This is a genomic window from Oleiagrimonas citrea (assembly GCF_012395255.1).
GTDB lineage: Bacteria > Pseudomonadota > Gammaproteobacteria > Xanthomonadales > Rhodanobacteraceae > Oleiagrimonas > Oleiagrimonas citrea.
This window is the reverse complement of the sequence record NZ_JAAZQD010000006.1, coordinates 85,552-98,595: the sequence shown is the minus strand read 5'-3', so window position 1 is coordinate 98,595 and position 13,044 is coordinate 85,552. Positions and strand designations below refer to the sequence as shown.

Here is a 13,044-nt window from a genome sequence, read left to right as displayed (position 1 = left end):
AGCCGTTCGTGCTGCGCCATCATCGTCCGACGTGGACACCCCGACGCACACGACCGACACGACCGACACGACCGACACCATCGCCGCCATCGCCACCGCGCCTGGCGCAGGCGGTGTCGGCGTAGTGCGCGTTTCCGGTCCCGCTGTGCCAGCCATCGCCACCGCCCTGCTCGGTCGCGAACCGCAACCGCGCCATGCCCACCTGGCTTCGCTGCGCGAGGCAGACGGCAGCCTGATCGACCGCGGTCTGCTGCTGTACTTCCCCGCGCCGCACTCCTACACCGGCGAGCATGTGTTGGAACTGCAAGGCCACGGCAGCCGCGTACTGCTGGATCTGCTGCTGCGACGCGTATGTGCGCTCGGCGCTCGGCTGGCGCGGCCGGGCGAGTTCACCGAACGCGCCTTTCTCAACGGCAAGCTGGACCTGGCCCAGGCCGAGGCCGTGGCCGATCTCATCGCGGCGCGTTCCGAGACCGGCGCGCGGGCCGCGATGCGCTCGCTGGAAGGTGTGTTCTCCGAGCGTGTGCAGACGCTGCTGGAAACGCTGATCGCGCTGCGCGTGCACGTCGAGGCCGCGATCGACTTCCCCGAGGAAGAGATCGATTTTCTGGCCGATCCGGCCATCGCCGAACAGCTGCACGCGGTGCGCGGGCACCTGGATCGTCTGCTCACCGAGGCGCGCCGCGGTGTGCGTCTGAACGACGGCCTCAGCGTCGCCATCATCGGACGGCCCAACGTCGGCAAGTCGAGCCTGCTCAACGCCCTGGCCGGCGCCGAACGCGCCATTGTCACCGACATCGCCGGGACCACGCGCGACGTGCTGCGCGAAAGCCTGGATCTCGACGGCAGCCACATCGAACTGCTCGACACTGCCGGATTGCGCGACAGCGATGATCCGGTCGAGCGCGAGGGCGTGCGCCGCGCACGCGAGCATCTGACCCGCGCCGATCTGGCCCTGCTGGTCACCGACGAAGAACACGCGGTCGCCGATCAGGCCTTGTTCGCGGGTCTCCCCGAACGCGCAGTGCGTGTGGTGATCGTCAACAAGATCGATCGCGACGGTCGCGAGCCACGCCACGAGGAACGCACCGACGCGCACTGGCTGTGGCTGTCCGCACGCAGCGGCGACGGACTTGACGGCCTGCGCCGATTGCTGCGCCGGCAGGCCGGAAGCGATATCGAAGGCGCGTTCAGTGCACGCCGCCGCCACGTGCTGGCACTGGAAGCGGTCGCCGCGCATCTGGCCGCGGCCGATGAGACCCTCGCCACCACCCGCGCCGGCGAGCTGGTCGCCGAGGAACTGCGCCAGGCGCAGCGCGCACTGTCGGAGATCACCGGCGAGTACCATGCTGACGATCTGCTGGGCGCGATTTTCGGATCGTTCTGCATCGGAAAATGACTGTTCACCCATCGTGCGCTTGAGACCATGGTCTCGTCCCGCCATGTCGTAGGAAGGGAGGGACCTGCCCCGGCAAGGAGAGACGCACGTGATCGATCTGTACTACTGGCCGACACCCAACGGCCACAAGCTGACGCTGTTCCTGGAAGAGACCGGTCTTCCCTACACCATCCATCCGGTCAACATCGGTCAGGGCGACCAGTTCACGCCCGAGTTCCTGGCCATTTCGCCGAACAACAAGATGCCGGCCATCGTCGACCACAAGCCCGCGGACGGCGGTCTTCCGGTGTCGTTGTTCGAGTCCGGCGCGATCCTGCTGTACCTGGCCGAGAAGACCGGAAAGTTCCTGTCCGACGACCTGCGCACGCGCAACGTCACGCTGGAATGGCTGTTCTGGCAGATGGGCGGACTGGGCCCGATGCTTGGCCAGAACCACCACTTCAACCGCTACGCACCGGAAAAGATTCCGTACGCCATCGAGCGCTACGTCAACGAGACGCATCGCTTGTACCGCGTGCTGGACAAGCGCCTGCAGGGTCGCGCCTTCATTGCCGGCGACGACTATTCGATCGCCGACATGGCCGCCTATCCGTGGATCGTGCCGCATGAAGCGCAGCAGATGGATCTGGCCGACTTCCCGGATCTGAAGCGCTGGTTCGAGGCCATCGCCGCGCGCGAGGCCACGAAGCGTGCCTATGCGATGGGCGAGGAATATCGTTCCGACACCACCAGTGCGGAAGCCAGGAAGCATCTGTTCGGACAGCGCTGAGTGCGTCGTTCGGCGGCGTGACGGACATCCTCGCGGCGTTCGTCACGCGGTGCGTTGGGGCTGCGCGGACAGTTCGGGCTGGTCTCCGCGCCCGGCTCGCGTTTTAATCGTGCCTTCGTTCCCGCAACGCAAGGTGTACCGATGCGCGCATTCCTGCTCGCCGCCGTGCTGACGGTTGCCGCATTTCCCGTCATGGCCAAGAAACTCACCATCGAACGCATCTACGACGGCGGCAGCCTGTCCGGCGCCACCGTGCGTGGCCTGAAGGTCTCGCCGGACGGCAAACGCGTCACTTTCCTGCGCGCCAAGGCGGACGATCAGCACACCTTCGATCTGTGGGAATACAACCTTGCCGACCAGCGCATGCACATGCTGGTCGACTCGCGCACGCTGGGTGGCGATCAGCACCTGTCCGACGCCGAGAAGGCGCGCCGCGAACGCGAGCGCACCGCCGGCCTACACGGCATTCTCGATTACCAGTGGTCGCCGGACGGCAGCAAGCTGCTGATTCCGGTCGCCGGCACACTGTATCTGTACGACCTGTCCGCACCAGCGGACAAGGCGGTGACCAAGCTCGACACCGGCGGCGACGCCATCGACCCGAAGATCTCGCCCAAGGGCCACTATGTCTCCTACGTGCGCGACCAGAACCTGTGGGTGATCGATCTGGCCAACGGCCAGAGCACACAGCTTACCCAGGACGGCGGCGGCACCGTGCACAACGGCGAGGCCGAGTTCGTGGCGCAGGAGGAGATGGCGCGCAGCACCGGTTACTGGTGGGCGCCGGACGACTCATCCATCGCCTACGAGCGCTACGATGCGGCGCCGGTGCCGGTCACGCAGCGCATGGAGATCTATGCCGACCACACCGCGATGGTCGATCAGCGCTATCCGTTCGCCGGAGATCCCAATGTCACCGTGAAGCTGGGCCTGGTCTCGCCCAAGGGCGGCGCGACGCGCTGGATCGATCTCGGCGACGACCCGGACAGCTACCTCACACGCGTGAACTGGCTGCCCGACGCCACGCAGCTGAGCTACCAGTGGATGCCGCGCAGCCAGCAGAAACTGGAACTGCGCCTGGTCGATACCGCCACGCTGAAGCAGCGCGTGCTGCTGACCGAGACCAGTCGCACCTGGATCGACCTGAACGACGATCTGCGCTTCCTGCCCGACGGCCAGAGCTTCATCTGGGGCAGCGACCGCAGCGGCTATCACCATTTGTATTTGTACGGACTGGACGGAACGCTCAAGCACCCCATCAGTGCCGGCGACTGGAATCTCGATGGCCTGCTCGCCGTCGACGAGAAGAAGGGGCTCGTCTACGTCAGCTCCAATCGCGATTTCGTGCCGGACCGCCAGGTCTACGCGTTGAAGCTGGACGGCAGTGACGCCGATGCGCCGCAGCGCATCACCCAACGCGACGGCACGCATCAGGTGAAGTTCGCGCCGGACGGCAGCTTCTACGTCGACACCTTCTCCGACCCCAACACGCCGCCGCAGGTCAGCGTGCATCGCGCCGACGGCAGCTTCGTCACCTGGATCGAGGAAAACAAGCTTGACGAGAGCCATCCCTACTGGCCGTACATGGACAGCCATGTCACGCCGGAGTACGGCCACATCAAGGCCCTCGACGGCCAGGACCTGTACTACCGCGTGTACAAACCGCTGAACTTCGATCCGAACAAGAAGTATCCGGTGTTCGACACCTTCTACGGTGGCCCGCATGCGCAGGAGGTCACGCGTGGCTGGGTCGACTACTTCGCCGAGTACATGGCCCAGCAGGGCTTCGTCGTGTTCACCCTGGACAACCGCGGCATGGCGCGGCGCGGGCGCAAATTCAGCGACGCGATCTACCATCAGCTCGGTGTCGCCGAGGTCGAGGACCAGATCGCCGGCATCGACTGGCTGAAGCAGCAGCCCTGGGTCGATGCCAAGCGCATCGGCGTGTTCGGCTGGAGCTACGGCGGCTACATGACGCTGATGATGCTGGCCAAGGATTCGGCCGACCTCGCCGGCGGCGTGGCGGTGGCGCCGGTCACCGACTGGACCCTGTACGACACCTTCTACACCGAACGCTACCTGGGCCGTCCGCAGGACAACGAGGCCGGTTACACGCGCAGCTCGCCGATGGCCTGGCTGGACGGCCTGACCGCGCCGCTGATGCTGGTGCACGGCATGGCCGACGACAACGTGCTGTTCCTCAACTCCACCAAGCTGATGTCGGCGCTGCAGCAGCGCGGCATCCAGTTCGGTCTGATGACCTACCCCGGCGGCAAGCACGGCCTGAACTTGCCCGGCCAGCGCGCGCATGTGTATCACCTGATCGACGATTTCTTCGAGCGCACGGTGAAGGATCGCGATCCAGCAGCCGCGCCGGAACCGACGGCGGCCGAGGTCGACGCTGGCGCGGAATGAGCAGCGATCAGCGCCCTCAAGACCTGAATATCGCGCAGACAGGAAAGTGGCTGTATGGCGATACGGTCTTTCTCCCCGTCGACATCATCGCTTTGGACTACGACTTCTGGTACGAAATCGGCAAGGCAGATGACCAGTTGGAACCGGACGAAACCCCGCAGCAGATGGGTTCCGATGGGTATCTGTACTACGTTCGATTCCGGCGGGCCGGTCACCTCGAAGCACCGACATGGGTGGATTCCGGTGGATACGTGTGCATCCAAGATGCCATGACATATGCCGAATCCAGGGTACCGACATGCATCCACTGGAGCGGTACGGCTTCGCGGGGATAAGGATTTCGCCCCGGCTTCTTGGTTTCTTGGCTGGGCGCTGGCTGCAGGCGCTGGTTAGGACAGATGCCCAATGCCGGCGTCGCCCGGCTCCAGCGCCGGTGCGGGACCGGCGACCGCCAGCAGGGCGCTGGCGTAGGGATCGTGCATGCTGACGGTGGAGACCTCGTCCCAGCCGAACTGCGAGACTTCGCGCAGCCATTCGGCGTCGGGACTGATTTCCTGCAGGCCGAAGCTGTCGTCGTCGCTCTGCAGCAGACGACCGATGTAGCAGACCTCGGCTTCGTCCTCGCTGTCCACGTGCACGCCGATCACCGGCGCGCTTTGGGCGGCCGCCTTGATGACCTGCATCACATCGTCGAGCGGGAAGTCCAGCGGCTGGCGCGGAGCGATGCCCTTCAGCACCACGGCACGATCGATGAAACGCGCGTGGCGATCGGGCAGCTCCAGTTCGGTGACGTCGCGGTGACGCATCGCGTACAGCCCGTCGTCGCTGATGCCGTCGCCGATCACGTGCAGCAGGAAGAACTCGCGCCCGACGCCGGCGACATAGCCGGAAAAGCTGCCGTGCTCGAGATGACCGCGCCACAGCCGGATCAGCTGGCGCTGTTGTTGGGCCTGGCGCAGACGGGCGCGCTGGCCCCGGTTCTGCATGCGATGAACGGTTCCCATAGCTGTACGATTCTAGCACCGCACGCGGCGGCGCTCGTTAAAGAATGTAGCGGCTGAGGTCCTCGTCCTCGACCAGGCTTACCAGCGTGTTGTCGACATATTCGGCGTCGATCACGTATTTTTCGCCGCTTTTGTCCGTTGCTTCGTAGGAAATGTTCTCCAGCAGGCGCTCCAGCACGGTGTGCAGACGGCGCGCGCCGATGTTCTCGGTGCGGGCGTTGACCTGGAAGGCGACTTCGGCGAGACGGTCAATGCCGGAGTCCTCGAACACCAGATTCACGCCCTCGGTGTCGAGCAGCGCGACGTATTGCTTGGTCAGCGCGTTGTTCGGCTCGCGCAGGATGCGCTTGAAGTCGTCCACCGACAGCGCCGACAGCTCCACGCGGATCGGCAGACGACCCTGCAGCTCCGGAATCAGGTCCGAGGGCTTGGCCAGCGAGAATGCGCCGGAAGCGATGAACAGCATGTGGTCGGTCTTGATCGGGCCGTACTTGGTGGACACGGTCGAGCCTTCGACCAGCGGCAGCAGATCGCGCTGAACGCCTTCGCGGCTGACGCCCGATGCGCTGCCGCCGCCGAACTCCGAACGCTGCGCGACCTTGTCGATCTCGTCCAGGAACACGATGCCGTTCTGCTCGGCGGCCTCGACCGCGGCGGCGCGGATCTCTTCCTCGTTGACCAGCTTGCTGGCCTCTTCCTCGATCAGCATCGGGCGCGCGTTGGCGATGGTCAGCTTGCGCTTCTGCGTCTTGCCGCCGCCCATGTTGGCGAACATCTGCTGCAGCTGTTGGCTCATCTCTTCCATGCCCGGCGGCGACATGATCTCGACACCGACGTTCATGCTGACGTCCAGCTCGATCTCGCGATCGTCCAGCGCGCCTTCGCGCAACTGCTTGCGCAGCTTCTGCCGGGTATCGCTCTCGATGGCCGTGGGCGATGCCTGGTCCTGGCTCCAGTCGGTGGGTGCGCTGGTTTGGCGGCGGGGCAGCAGGGCGTCGAGGATACGGTCTTCGGCATGGTCCTCGGCCTGCGTGCGCACCCGCTTGGTGGCTTGTTCGCGGGTCAGCTTGAAGGCCTGGTCGGCGAGATCGCGGATGATCGACTCGACGTCCTTGCCGACGTAGCCGACCTCGGTGAACTTGGTCGCCTCGACCTTCACGAACGGCGCGTTGGCCAGCGTCGCCAGCCGCCGTGCGATCTCGGTCTTGCCGACGCCGGTGGGGCCGATCATGAGGATGTTCTTCGGCGTCACCTCGTTGCGCATCGCCGGTTCCAGTTGCATGCGCCGCCAGCGATTGCGCAGGGCGATGGCGACGGCGCGCTTGGCGTCGTTCTGGCCGATGATGTAGCGGTCGAGTTCGTTGACGATTTCGCGGGGAGTCAGTTCGGTCATGGGCTTCTTGCCGGCAGGGCAGTCGGGTACGTCGTAAGAGGGTTGAAGGCGGTCGCGTGCGGTGGTCCTGAATCGTCGGGGACGATCAGGCCTCGACGCCGATTTCCAGCTCTTCGATCGAAGTGTTGTGATTGGTGTAGATGCAGATATCTCCGGCTATCTTGAGCGCTTTTTCCACGATCGTGCGCGCATCGAGATCGGAACCTTCCATCAGCGCACGGGCCGCGGCCTGCGCGTAGGGGCCGCCGGAACCGATGGCGATCAGGCCATCCTCGGGTTCCAGCACGTCGCCGTTGCCGGAGATCAGCAGGGAATTGGTGTGGTCGGCCACCGCCAGCATCGCCTCAAGCTTGCCCAGGCGGCGGTCGGTGCGCCATTCCTTGGCCAGTTCCACCGCGGCGCGGGTCAGGTTGTGACCGTGCTTGACCAGCTTGTCCTCGAACAGCTCGAACAGGGTGAAGGCGTCGGCGGTGGCGCCGGCGAAGCCGGCCAGGATCATGCCGTCCTTGCCCAGGCGGCGGATCTTGCGCGCGTTGGCCTTCATCACCGTATTGCCGAGCGTCACCTGGCCGTCGCCGCCGATGACGACTTTGCCGTGGCGGCGGACGGAGACGATGGTGGTGGCGTGGAAACTATCCATGGACAAGCCGTTTCGTATCTGGGGAGAAACGAAACATGGGTTGTCGCCGGGCATTTCCAAGGGTGACTTCCGGCGCAGACGCGTCGGTGGTTCGGATGATTCAGGAATCGCCGTGCTTGCGCTTGGCGCGTGGATGCGCGGCATCGTAGACCTTGGCCAAGTGCTGGAAGTCCAGATGCGTGTAGATCTGCGTGGTGGCGATGTCGGCGTGGCCGAGCAGTTCCTGCACCGCGCGAAGCTCGCCGGACGATTCCAGCAGGTGGCTGGCACAGGAATGGCGCAGCAGATGCGGGTGGATGCGCTGGGCCAGACCGCGTTCCAGCGCCAGCTTCTGCATTCGCGCCTGGATCGTGCGTGGGCTGATACGCGCGCCCTTGCGTCCGCGAAAGACCGGACTCTCGGGTGCGTCGTCGAGGCTGTCGCGCAGATCCTTCAGCGCGCGGATGGCGTGGCGGCCGACCGGCACGATGCGGGTCTTGTTGCCTTTGCCTAGTACGCGCACCAGGCCGTCGTCGAGGTCCAGGTCGCGCCAGTTCAGGCCGACCAGTTCGGACAGACGCAGGCCCGAGGAATAGAACAGCTCCAGTATGGCGCGGTCGCGCAAGCCCTGCGGTCCTTCGATGGGCGTCTCCACCAGTTGCGTGGCGTCGTCCGTGTCCAGCACCTGCGGCAGCTTGCGGCGGGTCTTGGGACCGCGCACGCCGGCGCTGGGATCGTGTTCCAGCATGCCCTCGCGAATCAGCTGGCGGAACAGGCTGCGGCACGAGGACAGCAGGCGTTGCAGGCTGGTCGGCGACAGGCCCTTGCGGTGTTCGGTGGCGACGAAGGCGCGCATGCGGTCGGGCGTCAGCGCGCCGAAGTCGTCGATGTCGCGGTCGCGCATCCAGGCCAGCAGCTTGTCGGTGTCGCGACGGTAGGCGGACAGCGTGTGCGGCGACGGCGCGCGCTCGATGCGCAGACGCTCGAGCCAGGCGTGGACCTGTTCGGCCGGCCGCGGCATGTCTTCAGTCCGCGTAGCGCTGGATGGCGGCGGTGACGCTTTCGGCGATCAGTTTCAGGAACACTGCGCCCATGCCGGGATGGAAACGGTTGGCGTCGTGGCTGCCGATGGCCAGCATGCCGTGTTCGCCCAGGCGCATCAGCGCCGCCGATTGCACGCTGTCGGCCTGTTCGCCGAACAGGTACTCCAGCTTGTCCGCAGCCAGCCGGCCGACCATCGGGTCCTTGCGCGCGAAGAATTCGGCGAAGGCCGGCAGGGCGTCGGCGCCGCCGGTCTCGACACGCAGCCAGTCGGCTTCCGGCAGATCCTCGTGCGCACGAAGCAGCACCAGACGCACCAGGTCGGTGTCGAAATCCTCGGTCAGGCCGGCGACCACGCTGCGCACGCTCTCGGCCAGGCTGTCGGCGCGCACCAGACCCAGAGTCAGCGAATGCACGCGGACCATCAGCTGCTCGTTCTCGGCGGCGATCTCGATCAGGTCGGCCAGACGGCGCTCCAGATCACGGTTCTTGTCGCGCAGCACGTCCAGCTGGTAGCTGGCCAGCGAGGCCGCCGGACCGTGCTCGCGCGGCACCGTCAGGCTCATCGCCAGGTCGGGGAAATCCTTGAGGAATTGGGGATGTTTGCGCAGGTATTCGGCGATGTCCATCGCCTGCAAGCCGTCTTTGAGGGTCATTTCGGCCATGTCGTGCTCCGCGTTGGCGTGCGGCAAGTGTGCGACGTTCGTGCGGCATCGAACAAGTCGCGCGGCAAATTCATTCGGGCAGTGTGCACTTTCCCTCGAACACGAAGGCAGCTGGCCCGGTCATCCACAGGGTGTGGCCGGGGCCGTTCCAGGCGATCTGCAGTGGTCCGCCGGGCAGGCGCACTTCGACCTCGCGGCCGACGCGGCCCTGTGCATGCAGCACGGCCATGGCGGCGCATGCGCCGGTGCCGCAGGCCTGGGTCCAGCCGCTGCCACGCTCGTGCACGCGAAGCCGGATGTGGGCCATGTCTAGCACCGTGGCGAAGCCGGCGTTGCAGCCTTCGGAGAAACGCGGGTGAGCGGTGAGCTGCGGGCCAAGCCGCTCCAGCGATGGCGCGTGCAGGTCGTCGACTTCGACCACCGCGTGCGGATTGCCCATCGAGACCACGCCGACGGAGAGCGACGCGTCGTCCAGTTCGATCGGGTAGCGTTCGGCGCGCTGCGGTGTGTCGAACGGTATCGCGCCGGGCTCGAATTGCGGTTCGCCCATGTCGACGGCCGCGGTCAGCGCATCGATCAGTCGCACGGTGACCGGGCCGGAGGGGCTGCGCAGGCGGACCGTTTCGTCGAGATCGAGCAGCCCCTCGCGATGCAGCCATGCGGCCACGCAGCGCACGCCGTTGCCGCACTGGCCCACGGCCTCGCCGTCGCGGTTCCAGATGCCGTAGGCGTAGCGGCAGTCATCGTGTTCGGCGGCGTTCTCGATGCTGAGCAGTTGATCGAAGCCGATGCCGGTATGGCGATGACCGAGCGCACGGATGTCTTGCGTCGACAACGGCATCGGCCGCTGCCGGCAATCGAGCACGACGAAGTCGTTGCCGAGGCCGTGCATCTTGGTGAAGGACAGCTGCATGCCGCCTCAGTCGTCGTCGGTCGCAGTGCTGGCCGCCGAAGCCGGCTGCGCGGCGCTGGCGGGTGCAGCCGGAGCTACGGATGTGGCGGCAGCGGTCGGAGCGACCGCGGCGGCAGGCGGGTGCGGCCGGTACAGCGGTCCCTTGTTGCCGCAGGCGGAGAGCAGGCACAGCGTGCCGGCAGCGAGCATGAACAGCAGTGAACGCATGGACGATTTTCCTCGGAATCCGCGACCAGTATACGCGTCGCACAACCGTTCCATGGGTATGATGAGCGTCGATCTGTCGCCCGGAACCGTCGCGTGAACTGGACCCAGATGCTGCAATGGCCTGCCACGCTGCTGCTGATCGCAGCCGGCGTGTTGTTGCTTCTGACCATCGGCCATGGCGTGTCCTGCCGTCGCCGATGGCGCGAGGGACGCCGCGCGGCGGCGGCGTGGCGTGCGCTGCTGCTGTTGCTGTTCTTTGTTCTGGCACTGCTGGCCACGGGAGGCGGACTGGCGCTGCGCGGCTACCGCGTGCTGGGCCAGGAAACGCCGGTGGCGACCATCGTCGCGCATCGCGAATCGCCGCAGTTCTGGCATCTGTCCGTGAAACGTCCGGACGGCGAGACCGAAACCCTGCCGCTCAACGGCGACGATTTCCGGCTCGAAGCCGTGGTGGTGAAATGGCAGATGCCGGCGGTACTGTCCGGCGCGCCGCCGCTGTACCGGCTGGACCGCTTGTCCGGTCGCTACGACGACATCGGCCAGGCACGCGAGGCGCGCTCGACCATCATCGACCTGAACCAGGCCGGTGCGCTGGACCTGTTCAATCTGCGCCGGCAGTACCCGGACTACCTGCCGATGGTCGATACCGTATTCGGCAGCGGCGTGTATCTGCCGCTGGTGGATGGAGGGGTGTACCACATCAGCCTGATGGCCACCGGCGCGCTGGTGGCGCGGCCGGATGCGGCGACGCGGATGCGGCTGCGCGGCGGGCATTGATCCATCACACGTCAGGGGGGGCGCTTGTATGGCAGCACAGGACAAAGTGATTGCGAGCATTCTTGTTCTGCACAGCATGCTGGGTGCTGTATGGACGTATTGGATGGCCTCGAGGTTTGGTTTTCCCGTGCTCTTTCTTATCTTCAATATCGCGCTGGTGCTCGTCGGTCTGGCGGCTGGCATCGGTTGGTTCAGGGAGCGGCGATGGGCGGCATGGCTTGGTTCGCTGTTCTTCGCGATGCAGCTGATCCATATCGCGACGACGAACTTCCACTTTTCGTTCACGCTTGGCTTCAGCATGATTGTCGCGATGGGCTGGTTCGGCGTCGCCCGGGTGGGGATCAACCTCTTTGCCCTGGTCATGCTGTTCTGGCTGGGTGTTCGCGTCGCGGTGTCCGGTAGCCCGTTCAAGCGGTCCAGCGCGTTGCCGGACGCCAGCGGGTCCTGACGCGATGCTCGTGACACTCGCCCGTTTTCTCGATCCGTGGGAAGCCTACGTGGTGCGGGCACGGCTCGAGGCGGAGGGGATTCCGGCTACCGTGGCCTACGCCCATCACGCCATCGTGAACTGGCCCATGTCCCTGGCGCTGGGCGGTACCGCCGTGCAGGTGCCTGCGTGCTTTCTAACACTGTCTCGCACGCTTTTGACCGAGTACCGAACCGGCGTGCTGGAGGAGCAGTTGAACCAGGACATCGGCGCATGCAGCGAACACTGCCCGCACTGCGGCGCGACGGACTTCAAGCGCACAATGACTTTGCACCAGCGCATCGGCGCTCTGTTCATCGTCCTGTTCGTGGCCGCCTACCCCACGCGGCGTAGTCGGTTCATCTGCAGGAAATGCGGTGGCCGATGGAACTGGGGTGAAGAATGAGGTTCTTGCGGGGGCGGTGGGAGGCGCATGGATTCGTGAGCACGGCTGAGTGTTTCAGAAAAGCAAAGGGTGTGCTGCAAACGCTGATCGTGTTGTCGGGCCTGGCAGGCTTTTCCGCCCTCGTGATGGCGCCTGACTTCCAGCATGCGGTGGGACCGGGCCGACAGGTCGAGGGCACGGTCGAGTCTTCCGGTATGACGGAATCTGGCGGCAGTCGTCTGCATGGCCGTGTCCGCGTCCTGATGCGGGTGAGGCTTCCCGATGGTCGTGCAGTTCAGCTCGGGGTGCCGGGGTCTCAGCCGGTACGTGTCGGATCGAGAGTGCTGCTGAGCGTACAGCCGCAGAGTTCCGGTCCACCCGATTACCGCATCATCCGGTTCTACGGGCGCGACGGCTCGTGATCGGTTCGACGGATGTCCACGGGAGATGCGGTTGAACCGCGAGTCGGGCATTCAGCGCGGCGAGAGCGGCTTTTCGTACAGCAGTGCATCGGCGCCGTCTTCGTAATAGCCGGTTCGCTGCCCGCATCGCGTGTAGCCGCAGCGTTCGTACAGTGCTTGCGCGGCGGCGTTGTCGGCACGCACTTCGAGGCGTACGCGTTCGCAGTCGTGTTCGCGAGCTTCCTGTTCCACGGCATCCAATAGAAGCCGCCCGAGGCCTTGCCCTCGCACCGCCGGGTCGATGGCCAGGGAGTACAGGCGTGCCGCCGGACTGTTCTGGCGGAACAGCAGCAATGCAGAGCCGATCAGCAGTTCCCGGTGCGAGGCGACCAGCAGGCGCGCGGTCGCGCTACGAAGATGCCGGCGGTACTGCCGGCGGCTGAGCTGGTCGCCGTTGAAGCTGCGTTCCTCCAGCGCCAGTAGGGCGTCGAGATCGGCGTCCAGCGCGGGACGGATTTGAACGGGCGGCGTCGGTTCGGACATGGGCGAACTCTACGCGGGTCGGGTGACTGCGCCCAGCATCTTGAACG

16 protein-coding genes are annotated in these 13,044 nt (G+C 65.7%); 8 read left to right on the top strand and 8 right to left on the bottom strand.

The window, feature by feature from the left end:
* Nucleotides 1–31 precede the first annotated feature (31 nt).
* From mnmE to HF690_RS13970, 4 genes are all read left to right on the top strand, one after another.
* Nucleotides 32–1,399 (top strand): tRNA uridine-5-carboxymethylaminomethyl(34) synthesis GTPase MnmE, encoded by a 1,368-nt coding sequence (gene mnmE, locus HF690_RS13985; RefSeq protein WP_168609885.1) that lies wholly within the window; start codon nt 32–34, stop codon nt 1,397–1,399.
* 88 nt (nt 1,400–1,487) lie between these two features.
* Nucleotides 1,488–2,168 carry a glutathione binding-like protein gene (locus tag HF690_RS13980; protein WP_168609884.1) on the top strand — a complete coding sequence of 227 codons (681 nt, stop codon included), beginning with the start codon at nt 1,488–1,490 and terminating at the stop codon, nt 2,166–2,168.
* A gap of 141 nt (nt 2,169–2,309) precedes the next feature.
* Nucleotides 2,310–4,583 carry a S9 family peptidase gene (locus HF690_RS13975; protein WP_168609883.1) on the top strand — a complete coding sequence of 758 codons (2,274 nt, stop codon included), beginning with the start codon at nt 2,310–2,312 and terminating at the stop codon, nt 4,581–4,583.
* Nucleotides 4,580–4,918 (top strand): hypothetical protein, encoded by a 339-nt coding sequence (locus tag HF690_RS13970; RefSeq protein WP_168609882.1) that lies wholly within the window; start codon nt 4,580–4,582, stop codon nt 4,916–4,918. The genes HF690_RS13975 and HF690_RS13970 overlap by 4 nt, the downstream gene beginning before the upstream one ends.
* A 54-nt stretch (nt 4,919–4,972) precedes the next feature.
* On the opposite strand, the gene HF690_RS13965 is transcribed toward HF690_RS13970, so the two are convergent.
* The 7 genes from HF690_RS13965 to lptM all read right to left on the bottom strand — a co-directional run bounded on the left by HF690_RS13965 (nt 4,973) and on the right by lptM (nt 10,425).
* On the bottom strand, nt 4,973–5,587 hold the full coding sequence (locus HF690_RS13965) for a hypothetical protein (RefSeq protein ID WP_113065499.1): 615 nt from the start codon (nt 5,585–5,587) through the stop codon (nt 4,973–4,975).
* Between the two features lie 37 nt (nt 5,588–5,624).
* Entirely contained in the window at nt 5,625–6,980 is a 1,356-nt protein-coding gene (hslU, locus tag HF690_RS13960) for an ATP-dependent protease ATPase subunit HslU (protein WP_113065500.1), read from the bottom strand.
* A gap of 85 nt (nt 6,981–7,065) precedes the next feature.
* Nucleotides 7,066–7,620, bottom strand: a complete 555-nt coding sequence (hslV, locus tag HF690_RS13955; RefSeq protein ID WP_168609881.1) for an ATP-dependent protease subunit HslV — start codon at nt 7,618–7,620, stop codon at nt 7,066–7,068.
* A 100-nt stretch (nt 7,621–7,720) separates the two neighbouring features.
* Nucleotides 7,721–8,620, bottom strand: coding sequence for a tyrosine recombinase XerC (gene xerC / locus HF690_RS13950; protein WP_168609880.1), 900 nt, complete (start codon nt 8,618–8,620; stop codon nt 7,721–7,723).
* 4 nt (nt 8,621–8,624) lie between these two features.
* The gene (locus HF690_RS13945; protein WP_113065623.1) at nt 8,625–9,305 is read right to left on the bottom strand and encodes a DUF484 family protein; all 681 of its coding nucleotides are present in this window, start codon (nt 9,303–9,305) and stop codon (nt 8,625–8,627) included.
* Between the two features lie 70 nt (nt 9,306–9,375).
* Nucleotides 9,376–10,218: a diaminopimelate epimerase gene (gene dapF, locus HF690_RS13940; protein WP_168609879.1), complete on the bottom strand. Its 843-nt coding sequence runs from the start codon at nt 10,216–10,218 to the stop codon at nt 9,376–9,378.
* Nucleotides 10,219–10,224: 6 nt separating this feature from the next.
* On the bottom strand, nt 10,225–10,425 hold the full coding sequence (gene lptM / locus HF690_RS13935) for an LPS translocon maturation chaperone LptM (protein ID WP_168609878.1): 201 nt from the start codon (nt 10,423–10,425) through the stop codon (nt 10,225–10,227).
* Between the two features lie 93 nt (nt 10,426–10,518).
* Here lptM and HF690_RS13930 point away from each other — a divergent pair, with 93 nt between their 5' ends.
* The 4 genes from HF690_RS13930 to HF690_RS13915 are packed head-to-tail and all read left to right on the top strand — an operon-like array spanning nt 10,519 to nt 12,475.
* Nucleotides 10,519–11,202, top strand: a complete 684-nt coding sequence (locus HF690_RS13930) for a hypothetical protein (protein ID WP_168609877.1) — start codon at nt 10,519–10,521, stop codon at nt 11,200–11,202.
* A gap of 28 nt (nt 11,203–11,230) precedes the next feature.
* Nucleotides 11,231–11,650, top strand: a complete 420-nt coding sequence (locus tag HF690_RS13925; RefSeq protein ID WP_168609876.1) for a hypothetical protein — start codon at nt 11,231–11,233, stop codon at nt 11,648–11,650.
* Nucleotides 11,651–11,654: 4 nt separating this feature from the next.
* On the top strand, nt 11,655–12,074 hold the full coding sequence (locus HF690_RS13920) for a DUF2007 domain-containing protein (protein ID WP_168609875.1): 420 nt from the start codon (nt 11,655–11,657) through the stop codon (nt 12,072–12,074).
* A 35-nt stretch (nt 12,075–12,109) separates the two neighbouring features.
* Complete coding sequence (locus HF690_RS13915; protein WP_168609874.1) at nt 12,110–12,475, top strand: hypothetical protein; 366 nt, start codon at nt 12,110–12,112, stop codon at nt 12,473–12,475.
* Between the two features lie 51 nt (nt 12,476–12,526).
* On the opposite strand, the gene rimI is transcribed toward HF690_RS13915, so the two are convergent.
* Nucleotides 12,527–12,997 carry a ribosomal protein S18-alanine N-acetyltransferase gene (rimI, locus tag HF690_RS13910; protein WP_168609873.1) on the bottom strand — a complete coding sequence of 157 codons (471 nt, stop codon included), beginning with the start codon at nt 12,995–12,997 and terminating at the stop codon, nt 12,527–12,529.
* Nucleotides 12,998–13,044 lie beyond the last annotated feature (47 nt).

Excerpts from the sequence above, each read along its gene's own strand:
- HF690_RS13975 (WP_168609883.1), top strand. The coding sequence starts at position 2,310 with ATGCGCGCATTCCTGCTCGCCGCCGTGCTGACGGTTGCCGCATTTCCC.
- HF690_RS13970 (WP_168609882.1), top strand. The coding sequence starts at position 4,580 with ATGAGCAGCGATCAGCGCCCTCAAGACCTGAATATCGCGCAGACAGGA.
- HF690_RS13965 (WP_113065499.1), bottom strand. The coding sequence starts at position 5,587 with ATGGGAACCGTTCATCGCATGCAGAACCGGGGCCAGCGCGCCCGTCTG.
- hslU (WP_113065500.1), bottom strand. The coding sequence starts at position 6,980 with ATGACCGAACTGACTCCCCGCGAAATCGTCAACGAACTCGACCGCTAC.
- hslV (WP_168609881.1), bottom strand. The coding sequence starts at position 7,620 with ATGGATAGTTTCCACGCCACCACCATCGTCTCCGTCCGCCGCCACGGC.
- xerC (WP_168609880.1), bottom strand. The coding sequence starts at position 8,620 with ATGCCGCGGCCGGCCGAACAGGTCCACGCCTGGCTCGAGCGTCTGCGC.
- HF690_RS13945 (WP_113065623.1), bottom strand. The coding sequence starts at position 9,305 with ATGGCCGAAATGACCCTCAAAGACGGCTTGCAGGCGATGGACATCGCC.
- dapF (WP_168609879.1), bottom strand. The coding sequence starts at position 10,218 with ATGCAGCTGTCCTTCACCAAGATGCACGGCCTCGGCAACGACTTCGTC.
- lptM (WP_168609878.1), bottom strand. The coding sequence starts at position 10,425 with ATGCGTTCACTGCTGTTCATGCTCGCTGCCGGCACGCTGTGCCTGCTC.
- HF690_RS13925 (WP_168609876.1), top strand. The coding sequence starts at position 11,231 with ATGGCAGCACAGGACAAAGTGATTGCGAGCATTCTTGTTCTGCACAGC.
- HF690_RS13920 (WP_168609875.1), top strand. The coding sequence starts at position 11,655 with ATGCTCGTGACACTCGCCCGTTTTCTCGATCCGTGGGAAGCCTACGTG.
- rimI (WP_168609873.1), bottom strand. The coding sequence starts at position 12,997 with ATGTCCGAACCGACGCCGCCCGTTCAAATCCGTCCCGCGCTGGACGCC.